The 16,152-nt window shown below is 72.3% G+C and carries 14 protein-coding genes; 13 read left to right on the top strand and 1 reads right to left on the bottom strand.

Going from position 1 to position 16,152, the window contains the following annotated elements; genetic code table 11:
- The first annotated feature begins 5 nt into the window (after positions 1–5).
- From BLU27_RS21245 to BLU27_RS21185, 13 genes are all read left to right on the top strand, one after another.
- Positions 6–419, top strand: coding sequence for a tetratricopeptide repeat protein (locus BLU27_RS21245; RefSeq protein ID WP_092655425.1), 414 nt, complete (start codon positions 6–8; stop codon positions 417–419).
- Positions 416–1,510, top strand: a complete 1,095-nt coding sequence (locus BLU27_RS21240) for an HAD-IIA family hydrolase (protein ID WP_197681513.1) — start codon at positions 416–418, stop codon at positions 1,508–1,510. The genes BLU27_RS21245 and BLU27_RS21240 overlap by 4 nt, the downstream gene beginning before the upstream one ends.
- 116 nt (positions 1,511–1,626) lie before the next feature.
- Positions 1,627–1,878 (top strand): hypothetical protein, encoded by a 252-nt coding sequence (locus tag BLU27_RS21235; RefSeq protein ID WP_197681512.1) that lies wholly within the window; start codon positions 1,627–1,629, stop codon positions 1,876–1,878.
- Positions 1,853–2,713, top strand: a complete 861-nt coding sequence (locus BLU27_RS21230; RefSeq protein ID WP_092655424.1) for a TlyA family RNA methyltransferase — start codon at positions 1,853–1,855, stop codon at positions 2,711–2,713. The genes BLU27_RS21235 and BLU27_RS21230 overlap by 26 nt, the downstream gene beginning before the upstream one ends.
- Positions 2,710–3,762, top strand: coding sequence for an NAD kinase (locus BLU27_RS21225; RefSeq protein WP_092655422.1), 1,053 nt, complete (start codon positions 2,710–2,712; stop codon positions 3,760–3,762). Before BLU27_RS21230 ends, BLU27_RS21225 begins: the two co-directional genes overlap by 4 nt.
- 10 nt (positions 3,763–3,772) lie before the next feature.
- Positions 3,773–6,004, top strand: a complete 2,232-nt coding sequence (recN, locus tag BLU27_RS21220) for a DNA repair protein RecN (RefSeq protein ID WP_092655421.1) — start codon at positions 3,773–3,775, stop codon at positions 6,002–6,004.
- A gap of 246 nt (positions 6,005–6,250) precedes the next feature.
- Positions 6,251–7,375 carry a putative cytokinetic ring protein SteA gene (steA, locus tag BLU27_RS21215; RefSeq protein WP_241827546.1) on the top strand — a complete coding sequence of 375 codons (1,125 nt, stop codon included), beginning with the start codon at positions 6,251–6,253 and terminating at the stop codon, positions 7,373–7,375.
- Positions 7,372–8,325 carry a copper transporter gene (locus BLU27_RS21210; RefSeq protein ID WP_157728741.1) on the top strand — a complete coding sequence of 318 codons (954 nt, stop codon included), beginning with the start codon at positions 7,372–7,374 and terminating at the stop codon, positions 8,323–8,325. Before steA ends, BLU27_RS21210 begins: the two co-directional genes overlap by 4 nt.
- Positions 8,322–9,278 (top strand): hypothetical protein, encoded by a 957-nt coding sequence (locus BLU27_RS21205; protein ID WP_241827545.1) that lies wholly within the window; start codon positions 8,322–8,324, stop codon positions 9,276–9,278. Before BLU27_RS21210 ends, BLU27_RS21205 begins: the two co-directional genes overlap by 4 nt.
- The gene (gene murJ, locus BLU27_RS21200; protein WP_092655416.1) at positions 9,275–11,119 is read left to right on the top strand and encodes a murein biosynthesis integral membrane protein MurJ; all 1,845 of its coding nucleotides are present in this window, start codon (positions 9,275–9,277) and stop codon (positions 11,117–11,119) included. The genes BLU27_RS21205 and murJ overlap by 4 nt, the downstream gene beginning before the upstream one ends.
- On the top strand, positions 11,116–12,204 hold the full coding sequence (locus BLU27_RS21195) for a glycosyltransferase family 4 protein (protein WP_092655414.1): 1,089 nt from the start codon (positions 11,116–11,118) through the stop codon (positions 12,202–12,204). Before murJ ends, BLU27_RS21195 begins: the two co-directional genes overlap by 4 nt.
- A gap of 305 nt (positions 12,205–12,509) precedes the next feature.
- Positions 12,510–14,315, top strand: a complete 1,806-nt coding sequence (locus BLU27_RS21190; RefSeq protein WP_422386057.1) for a CTP synthase — start codon at positions 12,510–12,512, stop codon at positions 14,313–14,315.
- 11 nt (positions 14,316–14,326) lie between these two features.
- Complete coding sequence (locus BLU27_RS21185; RefSeq protein ID WP_172805121.1) at positions 14,327–15,013, top strand: NUDIX domain-containing protein; 687 nt, start codon at positions 14,327–14,329, stop codon at positions 15,011–15,013.
- On the opposite strand, the gene BLU27_RS21180 is transcribed toward BLU27_RS21185, so the two are convergent.
- Positions 14,989–16,143: a serine hydrolase domain-containing protein gene (locus tag BLU27_RS21180; protein WP_092655413.1), complete on the bottom strand. Its 1,155-nt coding sequence runs from the start codon at positions 16,141–16,143 to the stop codon at positions 14,989–14,991. The genes BLU27_RS21185 and BLU27_RS21180 overlap by 25 nt on opposite strands.
- Positions 16,144–16,152 lie beyond the last annotated feature (9 nt).

The raw sequence follows: 16,152 nt of genomic DNA, 5'->3' as shown, positions 1-16,152 counted from the left end.
ACACCATGATCAACGACGACGCGAATGTCGGCACGCCCGGCGGTGACGTCTACGACTGGTACCGCCGGGGCCTCGCCCTTCTCGAGGGCGGGGACTCCGCGGCCGCGGCGCAGCTTCTTGCGCGCGCCCGGGAGGCCGAGCCCGGTTCGAAGTCGATCCGGGAGGCGCTCGCGCGGGCATACTTCAACAGCCGGCACTACGCGGACTCCGCCGCGGCGTTCGAGGGACTCGTCGACGATAATCCCTCCGACGATTACGCACATTTCGGCCTCGGTCTCGCTCTGAGCCGAATGGGCCGACACGACGCTGCGGCGCCCCACCTCGCGATGGCGGCGGCGATGCGCCCCACCGTCGACCACTACAACAACGCACTCCGGCAGGTCAGGGCGACCCTCAGGGCGCGGGAGGACATGAAGTGACCGACGAGACCACGACCGAGCAGGACGCGGCGCCCGAGCCGTTGTCCGAGGCCGACCGGCCCCTGGTCGAGCAGTACGACACCGGCCTGTTCGACCTCGATGGCGTGGTCTACGTGGGGGCCGGCGCGGTACCCCGGGCACCTGAGGACCTCGAGCGGGCGCGGGCGGCGGCCATGCGGGTCACCTTCGTGACGAACAACGCCTCCCGCACCCCCGACTCCGTGGTCGAGCACCTCCGCAAGGTCGGGGTCCGCGCCGAGGTCGCCGACGTGGTGACCTCGGCGCAGGCCGCGGCCCGGCTGGTCGCCGAGCGCGTGCCAGCGGGGTCGCGGGTGCTCGTGGTGGGCGGTGAGGGCCTGGTGGTCGCTGTCAGGGAGCGGGGGCTGGTTCCGGTCCAGGCCGCAGCCGACGACCCGGCCGCGGTCGTTCAGGGGTTCCACCCGGAGGTCGGCTGGCGCCAGCTCGCCGAGGGTGCCTACGCCGTGCGGCGAAACATCCCGTGGATCGCGTCCAACGTCGACCGGACCCTGCCGACCGACGGGGGTCTGGCACCAGGGAACGGCACCCTCGTGGAGGTGATCCGGATGGCGACCGGCCGGACACCGGTCGTCGCGGGTAAGCCGGCACCGCCGCTGTTCCACGAGACGGTCGAACGAGTAGGCGCCGAGCGACCCCTGGTGATCGGCGACCGGCTGGACACCGACATCGAGGGGGCGAACGCCGCCGGCATGCCGAGCATGCTCGTCCTGACCGGTGTGACGAGACTCGGTGACCTTCTGACCGCTCCGCAAAACCAGCGTCCGACCTATCTCGCCCGGGATCTCGCCGGCCTCTTCGCTCCACACCCGGCTCCCCGTGTCGGCGGGGGCAGAGCCACCTGCGGGGAATGGACGGCCGTGCTCGAAAGTCCGAACGGGTCCGGGACCGACGACCGGCGACGGCAGGTCGTGGTCCAGCTGTCCGGTAGCGGTGATCCACTGGACGGCGCTCGCGCGCTGCTCGCCGCTGCGTGGTCTGCTCCCGACCCCGCCCGAGTCGACGCGTCGGAGGCCCTCGCACTGCTGCGCGGCCAGGACGCGGCGATGGGTTAGTGTCAAGTGGCGGCCCGGGACTGGTCAGCGGCCGGCTCGCTGATCACCTACGCAGCAGACGGAGCAGTCCGTCCGTGCAGCCGGTGTCGCGGCGAGCGGGCTCAGACCAAGGAGACGTGGGCACTGTGGAAGACGACACGCCGGTGGGTGAAGCCACCACCGCCGAGACGGTGGCCGCAGAGGAGCACACGCCCGAGTACGACCCGACCGGCCGACCTGACGTCGACGCCGTCCTCGACCGGCTCGGCGAGCTCGCCGGTCTGGCGCCGAGTGACCACATCGACATCTACGAAGACGCCCACCGTCGCCTGCACGAAACCCTGCTGGCTGCCGGTGAGGACCATGGGGACGACGCTGGACAGCCGTGACCAGCGCCCGCCCGAGCGCCCGGCCCACCGAGCCCGTCTCGACGCCGAACTCGTCCGGCGTGGCCTCGCGAGGTCGCGCGAGCACGCGGTGGACCTCATCACGGCGGGAAACGTTCGCGTCGACGGGCGGACGGTCGCCAAGCCGAGCCGCCGAATCGCCGCCGACGAGGTGTGCGAAGTGGACTCCCGTGGCCCGGACTTCGTCTCCCGCGGCGGGCACAAGCTGGCTGGGGCGCTGGCGGCATTCCGGCCGCAGGGGCTGACGGTCGACGGACGGCGTTGCCTGGACGCCGGAGCGTCCACCGGCGGGTTCACCGACGTGCTCCTGCGCGCGGGAGCACGGCAGGTGGTCGCGGTCGACGTGGGCCACGACCAGCTCGTGTCCGAGCTCCGAGACCACCCGGCCGTCGACGTCCACGAACGCACCCACGTGCGCGACCTCGAAGCCGCACACGTTGGCGGCGCGGTCGACCTCCTCGTCGCTGACCTCTCCTTCATCTCCCTCACCACCGTCCTGCCTGCGCTGTCCGGCCTGGTCCGGCCCGGCGGCGATCTCGTCCTGTTGGTCAAGCCACAGTTCGAGGTGGGCCGTTCACGGCTGGGCAAGGGGGGCGTGGTCCGCGAGCGCGCGCTGCGCCACGACGCGGTACGCACGGTCGCCACGACCGCGGGTGAGATGGGTCTGGGGGTGGCGGGCGCTACGGTGAGCCCACTTCCCGGGCCGGCCGGCAACACCGAGTACTTCCTCTGGCTCCGTGCCGACGCACCGCCGTGGGACGACGCCACCCTTGCCACCCTGGATCCACCCGGATCGCCGAAGGAGACCTCGCTGTGACCGACGACCGCACGGTGCTCCTGGTGGTCCACACCGGACGAGCCGAGGCGACCCAGCTGGCGAGGGAGGCCGCCGCCCGGCTCGCCGATGCGGGTGTGGGCGTGCGTCTGCTCGCTCCCGACGCCGACGACATCGGGCTGGACAAGGCCGAGGTGGTACAAGTCTCGCCGGCCGCCGCGGAAGGCTGCGAAATCGTCATGGTGCTGGGCGGCGACGGCACCATTCTGCGTGGCGCCGAGGTGGCACACGCCTCGGGCACTCCGGTCCTCGGCGTCAACCTCGGCCACATCGGCTTCCTGGCGGAGTCCGAGCGCGACGACCTGGACGTCACGATCGACCACGTGGTCCATCGCAAGTACGCCGTCGAGGAACGCATGACTCTCGACGTGACCGTCCTGGTCGACGGCGCGGTCGCCGCGACACAGTGGGCACTCAACGAGGCGAGCGTGGAGAAGTCCGCCCGCGAGCGCATGCTCGAGGTCGTCGTGGAGGTCGACGGCCGGCCACTGTCGCGATGGGGCGGCGACGGTGTCGTTGCCGCCACGCCGACCGGATCAACCGCCTATGCGTTCTCGGCCGGAGGACCAGTGGTGTGGCCGGAGCTGGAGGCGATGCTGGTGGTCCCGCTGAGCGCACACGCGTTGTTCTCCAGGCCGCTGGTCGTGTCGCCGCGCTCGGTGGTGGCGGTCGAACTCATGCAGCGCAATCCCGGTCCGGGAGTCCTGTGGTGCGACGGGCGACGCACCGAGGAGCTTCCGCCGGGAGCTCGGGTGGAGGTACGCCACGGAGCGCGGCCGGTGCGGCTCGCCCGGTTGCACCACGGCCCGTTCACCGACCGCCTGGTGGCGAAGTTCGACCTGCCGGTGCACGGGTGGCGTGGCAGGGAGGACCGTGCTCGTCGGGCCGCGGCGAGGACGGCCAGTGCCTGCCCGGAAACCACCCGCGGACCAGACCCGGCGGCGGCCGTCGGCTCTTCCTCCGAGCAGCCACCTGACCGTCGCGAGCGTGCCGCGGGCGAACAGTCCAGCGGTGTCGGCGAGACCCCGTAGAGTTCCGGCGATGCTGGAGGAGATCCGGATCCAGGGGCTCGGCGTCATCGACGACGCCGTGCTCGATCTCGACGCGGGCCTGACCGTCGTCACCGGCGAAACCGGCGCCGGCAAGACCATGGTGGTGACGGGTCTGTCTCTGCTGCTCGGAGGACGCGCCGACGCGGGGCTGGTCCGACGCCAGACCGAACGCGCGGTCGTGGAGGGCAGGGTTCGGCTCGATCCTGCTTCGGCCGCGGCGCGGCGTGCGGTCGAGGCCGGTGCACAGCTCGAGGACGACACCCTGATCGTGATGCGGACCATCGGGCGTGACGGTCGGTCCCGCGCATACGCCGGCGGTGCGGGGGTCCCCGCGGGGGTCCTCGCGGAGCTGGCCGACGAACTGGTCGCCCTGCACGGCCAGTCCGACCAGATGCGGCTGCTTCGCCCCTCACGGCAGCGCGAGATCCTCGACCGCTACGCCGGACCAGCGGTCCAGGAGCCGCTCGCCGCCTACCGGATCCGCTACTCGCGGCTCGCCGAGGTCGATGCCGAGCTGTCCAGTCTGGTGGCACGAGCCCGTGACCGCGCCCAGGAAGCCGACCTGCTGCGGTTCGGGCTTTCCGAGATCGAGGCGGCAGACCCGCAGCCGGGTGAGGACAAGGCACTGTCGGTGGAGGAGGACAGGCTCGCGCACGCGGACTCGCTGCGAGCCGCCGCCAGCCTGGCGCAGACAGCGCTCACCGGCGACGAGGACCTCGCCGGTGCGCCGGTCGACGCGCTGTCCCAGGTGGCCAGCGCACGCAAGGCGCTCGACGCGGCAGGGATGCACGACCCGGAGCTCGCGGGGGTGGCCGACCGGCTGGCGGAGGCGGCCGCGCTGCTCGCCGACGCCGGTTCCGACCTGGCCTCCTATGCGGCCGGAGTCGACACCGATCCCGCACGGCTGCAGGCCATCGGCGACCGGCGCGCAGTTCTCGGTGCACTCACCCGCAAGTACGGCGACACGATCGACGACGTTCTGGCCTGGGCACGCCGTTCAGCGATCCGGTTGGCGGAGCTGGACGGATCCGACGACAGGATCGGCGCCCTCAGGGCCGAACGCCAGGAGCTGATGTCCGAGCTCGGCACGCTTGCCCACGAGGTGAGCTCGGCTCGCACGGCGGCCGCCGAACGCCTCGGCAAGGCCGTCACCACCGAGCTCGGGGCGCTCGCGATGCCGCACGCCGTACTCACCGCCGACGTGGCACAGACCGAGGTGCGCACCTCCGAGCCGTCGGAGCGGACCTCGGCGGGGGAGCGGAGGTCCAACCGCGGCAGGCGCGCCGAGCCGGCCCACCCGGCCCCCCGGGCAGATCCGGTCGCCGTCGCAGCAGCGGGTCACGGCACCGGGGGAGACCCCGACGACCAACGTGCCTTGCTGGTCGGCGGCCGGTGGTTGGCGTACGGCGCCCACGGCGTCGACGAGGTCGAGTTGCGGTTGCGGCCACACCCGGGTGCCCCCGCCCGGGCGGTTCAGCGCGGTGCGTCCGGTGGGGAGCTGTCCCGGGTGATGCTTGCGGTCGAGGTGGTCTTCGCCGGTGTGGACGGCGTACCCACGTTCGTGTTCGACGAGGTGGACGCGGGTGTGGGCGGCCGGGCCGCGGTGGAGATCGGCCGCCGACTGGCCAAGCTGGCCGCCAACGCGCAGGTCGTGGTGGTCACCCACCTTCCGCAGGTGGCCGCCTTCGCCGATCGGCACTACGTCGTGCGGAAGAGCGACGACGGCTCGGTGACCCGCAGCGGACTCACCTGGCTGAACGACGAGGGCCGGGTGGCCGAGCTCGCCCGGATGCTCGCCGGTCTGGACGGTTCCGCCAGCGCACGGGCACATGCGGAGGAACTCCTCGCCACCGCGGCCGAGGCACGCAGGGACGCGGCAAGGTCCCGGGGCGGTGGGAAGACGAAGGCGGTCGCGGCTACGACGGGCAGGAAGACCACCTCGGCGGCCACGGGAGACCGGGCCTCGTCGATCGTGTCACGCAGCGCTGCGCCGGCAGAGAGCGCGAAGGCTGTGCGGGACGACACCAAGGACGCCGCGGTTGTCGGCGGTGACACCAAGGAGTCCAGGAGCACCAAGGAGTCCAGCAGCACCAAGGAGTCCAGCAGCGCCGCCAAGGCTGTACGCGAGAACACGCAGGGCGCGAAGGTTGGCGAGGACACCGAGCGCAGCAGAACGAGGAAGGCCACGAAGGCGGGCAGGCCTCGGGACGGTTCGGCCTGACACGCACTTCATGAGCCGGCACCGTCTTCAGTGGCCTGAGATGGATGAGCAAGGGCCATCGGCACGCAGGCCGCCAATCCCGCGTTGACGGGCGAGAAGAGTACCTGGCCACGGGTGACCGCACTGCGCCACGCCCACATGACAACGTGCGCCCACTGACGGTGCTCGCGTGGCAGTATCTGGACTGCGATGAGACTTCCAACCTTGCGCCGTTCGCGACCGGTGGCTCTGCCAGGAGTCGTCGGCGTGGCGCGACTCGACCCGCGGACGAAGAACCTCACCAAGCGGCTTCGTCCCGGTGACATCGCCATCATCAACCACGTCGACCTCGACCGGGTCAGCGCGGAGGCACTGGTCGCCGCGCAGGTCGCTGCCGTCGTCAACGCCGCCCCGTCCATCAGCGGGCGCTACCCAAACCTCGGCCCGGGCATCCTGATGGCGGCGGGAATCCCGCTGCTCGACGACGTGGGCGCCGAGGTCTTCGCCAAGGTCGGCGAGGGAGACGCGGTACGCGTGCACGGTGCGAGCCTGTACCGCGGTCACGCCGAGGTCGCCTTCGGCGTGGAACAAACCGAGGAGACCATCGCCAAGGCCACCGACGACGCCCGGTCGGGACTCGCCATCCAGTTGGAGGCCTTCGCCGCCAACACGATGGAGTACCTCCGGCGCGACCGGGACCTGCTCCTGGACGGTGTGGGCGTACCCGACGTCAGCACCCAGATGGAGGGCCGGCATGTCCTCATCGTGGTCCGCGGGTACGACTACCGCGAGGACCTCGTGGCGCTCAAGTCCTACATCCGGGAGTACCGCCCGGTCCTCATCGGCGTCGACGGCGGCGCCGACGCGCTGCTGGAGGCGCGGCTCAAGCCGGACATCATCGTCGGTGACATGGACTCGGTGTCCGACACCGCGCTGCGCTGTGGCGCCGAACTCATCGTGCACGCCTACCGCGACGGTCGCGCGCCGGGTGCGGACCGGCTCGACCGCCTCGGCCTGGAGTCGCGGGTCTTCGCCGCCACCGGCACCAGTGAGGACATCGCGATGCTCCTCGCCGACTCCAAGGGTGCCGCGCTCATCGTCGCCGTGGGCACGCATCTTTCGCTGGTGGAGTTCCTGGACAAGGGCCGATCCGGTGCGGCCAGCATGTTCCTGACCCGGCTGCGGGTGGGAGGCAAGCTGGTCGACGCCAAGGGAGTCAGCCGGCTCTACCGTTCCCGGATCCAGACCTGGCAGATCGTGATGCTGTTGGTCGCAGGCCTGCTCGCGTTCCTGGTCGCGCTCGCGGCCACGCCCGCCGGGCAGGCCTGGCTGGAGGTCGTCGGCATCCGGTGGAACGACCTGGTCTTCTGGATCCGAGGATTGGTCACGTGATCGACTTCCGCTACTTCCTCGTCTCCATCGCCGCGATCTTCCTCGCACTCGCGGTCGGGGTTGCGTTGGGTGCCGGACCGCTGAAGGGCGAGCTCGACCAGCAGCTGCGGGGCACCATCTCCGCGGTGAGCAAGGAGAAGGACGGTCTCCGCAAGCAGATCGCCGATCTCCAGCAGGGCGACAAGTACCGCGACTCGTTCGCCGCCGACATCGCACCCAGCCTGGTCAAGGGGCGGCTCAGCGGCCAGAAGGTCGTGGTGGTCGCCCTGCCGAACGCCGACAGCGGCGTGGTCAAGGACGTCGAGCAGAGCCTGACCAGCGCAGGCGCCACGGTCACCGGCACCGTGTCGATGACCGACAAGTGGTCCGACCCGAGCCAGCGGCAGTTCCTGGAGGAACTCGCCACGAGGCTGGTCACCGGTGACGTACGGATGCCGGACAACGGTTCGGCGTACGACCGGGCCGGTGTGGTGCTGGCCCGGGCTCTGGTCACCCGCGACGCCAAGGCTGCGGGCCGGAAGGACAACGCCACCCCGACGATCATGGGCGCGTTCGGGGAGGGCGACCTCGTCAACGGCGACAGTGACCTCCCGCAGGCGGACCTCGCCGTGGTGGTCGCCCCGCCGGTGCCTGCCAAGCCGAAGCCCACCCCGGACTCCGACGCCAACCAGGCCTGGGTGTCGCTCGCCCGTTCACTGGACTCGGCCAGCCGCGGCGCAGTGATGGTCGGCGATCCGTCCGCCGCCGGCGACGGGGGCGTGCTTGCCAGCCTGCGCGCGGACAAGCAGGCACGCGACGCGGTCTCGTCGGTCGACGTCGCAGATCTCGCCAGCGGCCAGGTGGCGACGGTGTGGGCGCTGGCCGAGCAGGCCACCGGCGGCGTCGGCCAGTACGGCGCGGTGGGCGCGACCGACGGAGCGCTGCCCAAGCAGCCCACCGCCGGCTCATGACCTGCTCACCCGCCGAACCACCTCGCGCCGGCCGGTGGACACTGCGCGCTCCGTGGCGCATCCTCAGGACACCGGCTCCCACTCCCGAGCCGACCGGGCGGCTCGTCGTCGCCGCCGGTGCCGCGCTCGCCGCCCGCCAGGTGTTCCGGCGCGTCCGGGCGCACACCGGCGCCGGCCGCTGGAGTCGTACCAACCACCGCGGTGAACAGGTCAGCCTGCTGCTCGGTCCAGCCGCGGTCGCGGGCACCTTCGCGGCAACCATGGCGATGCCCGGTCTCACGCCGGCGGAGCGGCTGGCCGCCGTGACCGCGGTCGTCGGCAGCGGCGTTGTCGGGGCGTACGACGACCTGGCCGGTACGGCGGACGCGAAGGGACTGCGCGGTCACGTGGGCGCCATGCGGCGCGGTGAGGTGACCAGCGGCGCGGTGAAGGTCGCCGGCATCGGAGCAACCGGACTCCTCGCCGCGGCGCTGCTCGCGCGCAGCGAGCGCCCCGGGCAACCCGGAGGACGCGGACCCGGAGGACCCGGGCGATCCCGGCCGGGTGTCGCGACGATCCTTGCCGACGGCGCCCTCGTCGCCGCGGCCGCCAACCTCGTGAACCTCCTGGACCTTCGCCCTGGACGCGCGCTGAAGGTGGTGCTCGCCCAGGCCCCGTTGCTCCTGACCTCGGCCGGTCCCGCGCTCGCCGCACCGGTCGGGGTGGCGGCCGGTCTGCTCGTCGAGGACCTCGGCGAGAACGGCATGCTCGGCGACTGCGGTGCGAACGCGCTGGGCGCGGGCCTCGGAGTCGCCATGGTCGCGCGGCTGCCCCGGCCCGCCCGGTTGGTGGTTCTCGCCGGGCTGGTGGGACTGATCCTCGCCTCCGAACGGGTATCGTTCACCGCCGTGATCGAGCGACACGCGCCGCTGCGCCGACTGGACGAGCTCGGCCGGCGCCCGCCACGCCGATGACCGCGGCGCGGGAGCCGACGACGGCTCACCCGCGCGGATGGGGGAGCGGCCTGGCCCGCGCGGCCGTGCTGGTGGCAGCGGTCACCGTCGCGGCCCGGGCGGTGGGGTTCGGCAGGTGGCTCGTCTTCTCCAAGACCGTCGGCGACACCTGCCTGGGCGACGCGTACAACACGGCGAACCAGCTGCCGAACGTCGCCTTCGAGATCGTCGCCGGCGGGGCACTGGCCTCGGTGGTCGTTCCGCTGCTGGCGGGCGTCACCTCCCGTTCGGCCGCCGGAGAGGCCGCCAGGACACTGTCGGCACTGCTGACGTGGACGCTGCTCGTCCTCACTCCGGTGACGGTCCTGGCGGCGGCCTTGGCCGGCCCGTACGCCCACCTCATGCTGGCCGGCGACTCCGGCTGCGGCGCACCCACCGCAGAGCTCGCCGCGCGGATGCTGGTGATCTTCGCCCCGCAGATGTGGTTCTACGGCGTGGCGGTGGTGGTCTCCGGTGCCCTGCAGGCGCAGCGCAGGTTCCTGGCCGCCGCGCTCGCCCCGTTGGCCAGCAGCCTGGTGGTGATCGCCGCGTACGCAGGGTTCGCGGCCGTCGCGGGCGGCATCCTCGACGCGCGGTCGGTCCCCGACCGCGCGGTGGCCGTGCTCGCCGGCGGCACCTCCCTCGGGGTGGTGGCGATGGCGCTCACCGTGCTCGTGGCGTTCGCACGGGCGAAGGGGTCCGCGTCACCGATGCGGCCGGCGCTGCGGTTCCCGCCGGGCGTCGCGTCCCGGGCGCGCCGGCTGGCCGCGGCCGGGATGCTCGCCCTGATCGCCCAGCAACTCGTGGCGCTGGTGCTCACCTGGCTGGCCAACCACCGTGGCGAGCCGGGGACGCTGACCCTCTACACCTGGGCGTACGCGCTGTTCACCCTGCCGTACGCGGTGCTCGTGGTGCCGGTCGCCACCACGGTCTTCCCGCACGCGGCGGCGCTCGCCTCGGCAGATCGACCCGCTGCGCCACGTCCTCCCGACTCGCCGGTGCCGGCGGGCTCAGTGGACGAGGCCGACGCGGCTGAGCTGAGGCGGCTCACCGCGGGTGCCGTCCGGACGGTCGTGCTGCTCGGTGCGCTCGGCGGTGCCCTGCTCGCCGGTACGTCGACACCACTGGCCAGGTTGTTCGTCCTCGGACCCGGCGGCGGCGCGACGTCGGCACTGGCCGGTGCCCTCACCGCGTTCGCTCCGGCGGTGCCCGCGCTCGGGCTGGTGACGCTGGGCGGCCGGCTCCTTTATGCCCGCGGAAATCCGGCCTGGGCGGCGTGGGGGACGGCGGCCGGGTGGCTGGCGGTCGCCGCCGCGGCGGTCTTCGCCACCGCCGAACTCCCGGCGGCGGCCACCGCGAGCGGACTCGGCACGGCGATGTCCCTCGGCCTGCTCCTGGGCGCCGTCGTCCTGCTCGTCGGAGTACGCCGCGCGACCGGACCGGGAGCGCTGCGCGGACTCGGGTTGTCGGTGCTCGCGGGTAGCGTCGCCGCGACGGCTTCGGCGGCGGTCGGGCGGTGGACGGGACGGGGGTCCGCGGACGGTGACATCGTGCGTGCGGTGACAGGGGCGGCACTGGCCGGGCTGGCGGTGACGGTGGCTTTCGCCGTGCTCGTGGCTCTGCTCATGGCGTTGACCGACCGCGACGACCTGCTGTCGGTGTCCCGGCGGCTCAGCCGGTTCGCGCGCAGGCGTACCGGCGCCAGGGACGCCGATGCACCCGGCGGCCGGCTTGGGGACACCACCGCCGACACGACCGCTGACACGAATCCCGGCCCGGGCGGCGAGGAGACCACCGACGGCACCACGGCCGGCCGACGGTGAGCGCCCCGAATCCCCCGAGGGCGCCGCGCATCGCTCTCCTGCTCGGGCCGAGCACGGGCGGCATCGGCCGGCATGTGCGTTCCCTCGCCGTGCGGCTGGTCGAGTCCGGTCACACCGTTCGGATCGCGGGCCCGGCCGCGACCGACCGCAGGTTCGGGTTCGGCCGGGTGGCGCAGTTCGTGCCCCTGGAGGTCCCGGCGCCCGGTGCGGTCCGGCATGGCCGAGCCGTCCTCGCCGGTGCCGACGTGGTCCACGCGCACGGACACGCCGCGTCGGTGGTCGCGTCGCTGGCCCGTGAACGCTCGACGCCGCTGGTGGTGAGCTGGCACAACACCGTCTCGGACACCAGCTGGCGGCGGCTGCCCATGCAGCTGGCCCGCAGATGGGCCGTCAGCCGGGCAACCGTCGTGCTCGCCGCCTCGGCCGATCTGGCCGAGGAGGCCGCCCGCCTCGGCGCCCGTGACGCCCGGCTCCTCGCGGTGTCCGCGCCGGCGCTCGCACCGGCCACCCGCAGCCGGGAGGAGGTACGCCGGTCGCTCGGCCTCGCGTCCCGGCCGCTGGTGCTCGCTGTGGGCAGGCTCGCCCCGCAGAAGCGGTACGACGTCCTGCTCGACGCCGTGGTCCGCCTGCGCGACCGCGACGCGCTCCCGCCGCTGGTGCTGGTCGCCGGTGAGGGTCCTCTCCACGCGGAGCTGGCCGAACGCATCGAGCGGGAGCGGCTGCCGGTGCGGCTGGCCGGGCACCGGACCGACGTCGCCGAACTCCTCGCCGCGGCCGACGTCGCCGTACTCACCAGCCAGTGGGAGGCCCGGGCCCTGGTGGCGCAGGAGGCCCTGCGGTCTGGCGTACCCCTCGTCGCCACCGCGGTGGGTGGCATCCCCGACCTGGTGGGCTCGGCGGCCGTGCTGGTCCCCCCGGATGATCCCGGTGCGGTGGCCACCGCGCTCACCGAGGTGCTCGACCGTGCGGAGGTTGCGGCGCGACTGCGTGCAGCCGGCCCGAGACAGGCTGCTACCTGGCCGGACGAGGACGAGACCGCCCGGGAGATCGCCAAGATCTACCAGGAGGTGATCACATCTGGATGATCCACGCATCGAAGGCGGATCGGTCATTACGCCGCCGCCTTCGCGACGTCCGCCGAGCCTCTCGCCGGCTTCGCCGCAGGCTCTCTCGCGGCGGGTGCCAGGCCCGGTCCCCGGCCATGTCCAGGTGGCGCCGCGGGGGTGTAACGTCCGACCATCCGCCCGGTCCCGCGGACCGGCGTGGTGTGTGGCGGGCCGATCGGCTGTTGATAGGCTGAAAGCCCGTGGACATGCTGGATTCCGCCCGGGTTTCCGGCCCCGACCGACCACGGGGAGTAGCTTTGGCCGCCTCTTCGCCGACTAGGCACGTGTTCGTCACAGGGGGCGTCGCCTCCTCTCTTGGTAAGGGCCTCACCGCCTCGAGCCTCGGCAATCTGCTGAAGGCGCGCGGGTTGCGGGTCACCATGCAGAAGCTCGACCCCTATCTCAACGTCGATCCCGGCACCATGAACCCTTTCCAGCACGGTGAGGTGTTCGTGACCGGCGACGGGGCCGAGACCGACCTCGACATCGGCCACTACGAGAGATTCCTGGACGTCGACCTCGGCCGCAGTGCCAACGTCACCACCGGCCAGATCTACTCCAGCGTGATCGCCAAGGAGCGGCGCGGCGACTACCTCGGCGACACCGTGCAGGTCATCCCGCACATCACCAACGAGATCAAGGCCCGTATCCGGGCGATGGCCGCACCCGGCATCGACGTCGTGATCACCGAGATCGGCGGCACGGTCGGCGACATCGAGTCGCTGCCTTTCCTCGAGGCCGCCCGGCAGGTACGCCACGACGTGGGTCGCGACAACGTGTTCTTCCTGCACGTGTCCCTGGTGCCCTACCTCGCGCCGTCCGGGGAGCAGAAGACCAAGCCCACCCAGCACTCCGTCGCCCAGCTGCGCAGCATCGGCATCCAGCCGGACGCGATCGTGTGCCGCTCCGACCGCCCGATCCCGACCGGCGTCAAGCGCAAGATCTCGTTGATGTGCGACGTGGACGAGGAGGCCGTGGTGGCCTGCCCGGACGCACCGAGCATCTACGACATCCCCAAGGTCCTGCACGGCGAGGCTCTGGACGCCTACGTCGTACGCCGGCTGAACCTCCCGTTCCGCGACGTCGACTGGACCGAGTGGGACGAGTTGCTGCGGCGGGTCCACCATCCGGCCGACGAGGTGACGGTAGCCCTGGTCGGCAAGTACATCGACCTGCCCGACGCCTACCTCTCGGTGACCGAGGCGTTGCGCGCCGGCGGTTTCCAGCACGACACCCGGGTCAACATCCGCTGGGTGGCCTCCGACGAGTGCACGACACGAGAGGGCGCTGCCCGCCATCTCGCCGACGTGGACGCGGTGTGCATTCCCGGCGGGTTCGGGGTGCGGGGCGTCGAGGGCAAGGTCGGTGCGGCGGCGTACGCCCGCGAACACCAGCTGCCCGTCCTCGGCCTGTGCCTCGGTCTGCAGTGCATGGTCGTCGACGTGGCCCGCAACCTCGCCGGGCTGGACGACGCCAACTCCAGTGAGTTCGAGGCCACCTGCGCCCACCCGGTGGTGGCCACGATGGAGGAGCAGCGCGAGATCGTGGCCGGGTCCGGTGACCTCGGCGGAACGATGCGGCTCGGACTGTATCCCGCGAAGCTCGCCGAGGACTCGCTGGTGCGGCGCGCCTACGCCGAGCCGTACGTCGAGGAGCGTCACCGGCACCGCTACGAGGTCAACAACGCCTACCGCACGCAGCTCGAGGAGGCCGGGCTGGTCATTTCCGGTACGTCGCCGGACGGCCGGCTGGTGGAGTTCGTCGAACTGCGCCGCGACCTGCACCCGTACTTCGTCGCCACCCAGGCCCACCCCGAGCTGCGGTCCCGCCCGACCCGTCCGCACCCGTTGTTCGCCGGACTGGTGGAGGCGGCGCTGGCCCGCCAGCGGGAGATGCAGCTTCCGGTCGGTGACCTCGGGCTGGTCCACGCCGAGGACGGCGACGGCGCCCCGCGGACCCGGCGCGAGTCCGGTGACTCCGACCGTGACGACGCTCCCGACGTGGACGACGTGGACGACGTGGACGGTGCCGCTGAGGCGGTGCCGTTGCGGCAGCGGGACGGCTGGCTGCGTGCCGGAGTACGCCGGTGAGCGGCGCCACGGTGGACGGCCGCTTCGGTCACCAGGAGGGCGACGGGGCTGCGCCGCGTGACGTACCCGAGCGGTGGCCGGTCGTCTCCTCGTCGTACGCACTGCGCACCGGCCGGGTGATCGACATCCGCGAGGACGTCGTCGAAGGCGGGGGCCGGGAGTTCACCCGCGACGTCGTGGTGCACTCCGGTGCGGTCGGCATCATCGCACTGGACGACCACGACCGGATGCTGCTGGTGCACCAGTACCGCCATCCGGTGGGTCACCGCCTCGTCGAACCTCCCGCGGGCTTGCTGGACGTCGAGGGGGAGAACTACCTCACCGCGGCCCAGCGGGAGCTGTACGAAGAGGGGCACGTTCGCGCCCGCGACTGGCGGGTGCTGGTGGACGCGTTCACCTCACCGGGAATGACCACCGAGTCGTTGCGGATCTACCTCGCCCGCGGCCTGTCCGAGGTGCCGCACGACGAGCGGCACAACGGCGTGGACGAGGAGGCGGACATGACTGTCTCCTGGACGCCCCTGGCCGACGTCGTGGCCGGGGTGCTGGCCGGCGACCTGCACAACCCGTCACTGGTGATGGGTGCGCTCGCGGCGTGGGCAGCCCACAACGGCGCCGGATTCGACGCACTCCGCCCCGCCGACGCGCCGTGGCCGGCGCGCGAGGCGGTGCCCTACGAACCGCCCCGGCCGACGTAGGTCCAGAAGTCCCGCATCACCGGCGGCGGCACGGGGCTGTCCATCGCCACCTGGGTGAGCAGCAGCGAGATGGTGCCGCTCGCGGGGGAGACGTACCCGGCCGTTCCGCTGCCGCCCGTCCAGCCGTAGCGCCCGGGTTCGTTCCACGGCCTGGTGGGCGCGAGGTCGACCGAGGCGCCGTACCCCCAGCCCTGCCCGTCCAGGAACAGCTCGCCGATGTCGCGCTGCGCCTGGGTAAGGTGGTCGGTCGTCATCTGCCGTACGGATTCGGTGGACAGGACCCGGCGGCCCTCGTGAATGCCTCCGGCGAGCAGCATCCGTGCGAAGCGGAGCCAGTCGTCGGCGGTGCTGACCAGACCGCCGGCTCCGGACGGGAAGGCCGGCCGGCTGCTCCACTGCCCGTCGGGGGCGTCCGCCACCACCAGCCCGCCGCCGTCGGGAGCGGTGCGGTACAGGCTGGTGAAGCATCCCAGCTTGCCGGCCGGCACCTCGAACCCGGTGTCGGCCATGCCGAGCGGCTCGAACAGTCGCTCGGCGAGGAAGTCCGGCAGCGGCTGACCGGTGACCCGGCTGATCAACACGCCCTGGAGGTCGGAGCAGATGTTGTACAGCCATCCCTCGCCCGGCTGGTAGACCAGCGGGACGCGGGACAGCGCGGCCAGCCAGGCGTCCGGAGGATCGACGGCCTGCGGATCGAGCCCGCTCTTCTGGACGTCGAAGATCAGGCCGACCGCCGGGAGTGTGAAGTCGGACGGGAATCCCCAGCCGGCCCGGGAGCTGAGCAGGTGCTCGACGGTGATCGGCCGCACGGCCGGCACCACGTCGTCGGCCGGACTGCTCGGAGTACGCACCACCTTCGGCTCGGCGAGCTCGGGCAGCCACTTGCCGATCGGGTCGTCCAGGCCGATCCGGCCGTCCTCGAGCAGCAGCATCACGCCGGCTGCCGTGAGCTGTTTGGTGAGCGAGGCGATGCGGAAGATCGTGTCCCTCGCCATCGGTGCGGTGCCCTCGATGTCCACCGAGCCGGCAACTGCCAGCTCCAGGTCGTCGCCTCGGGCCACGACGGCAACGGCACCCGGGACCGTGCCGTTGCCGACATGCATGCTCAGCAGCTCGTTCAGGTCACTCATCGGTCCGTT

It is taken from the genome of Actinopolymorpha singaporensis, from assembly GCF_900104745.1.
In the GTDB taxonomy this organism is placed as follows: Bacteria; Actinomycetota; Actinomycetes; order Propionibacteriales; family Actinopolymorphaceae; genus Actinopolymorpha; species Actinopolymorpha singaporensis.
This window is presented reverse-complemented; position numbering and strand designations above follow the sequence as displayed.

What these genes read in the sequence shown, in the direction of transcription:
- BLU27_RS21245 (WP_092655425.1), top strand. Translation starts at nt 6, where the DNA reads ATGATCAACGACGACGCGAATGTCGGCACGCCCGGCGGTGACGTCTAC.
- recN (WP_092655421.1), top strand. Translation starts at nt 3,773, where the DNA reads ATGCTGGAGGAGATCCGGATCCAGGGGCTCGGCGTCATCGACGACGCC.
- BLU27_RS21230 (WP_092655424.1), top strand. Translation starts at nt 1,853, where the DNA reads ATGGGGACGACGCTGGACAGCCGTGACCAGCGCCCGCCCGAGCGCCCG.
- murJ (WP_092655416.1), top strand. Translation starts at nt 9,275, where the DNA reads ATGACCGCGGCGCGGGAGCCGACGACGGCTCACCCGCGCGGATGGGGG.
- BLU27_RS21205 (WP_241827545.1), top strand. Translation starts at nt 8,322, where the DNA reads ATGACCTGCTCACCCGCCGAACCACCTCGCGCCGGCCGGTGGACACTG.
- BLU27_RS21180 (WP_092655413.1), bottom strand. Translation starts at nt 16,143, where the DNA reads ATGAGTGACCTGAACGAGCTGCTGAGCATGCATGTCGGCAACGGCACG.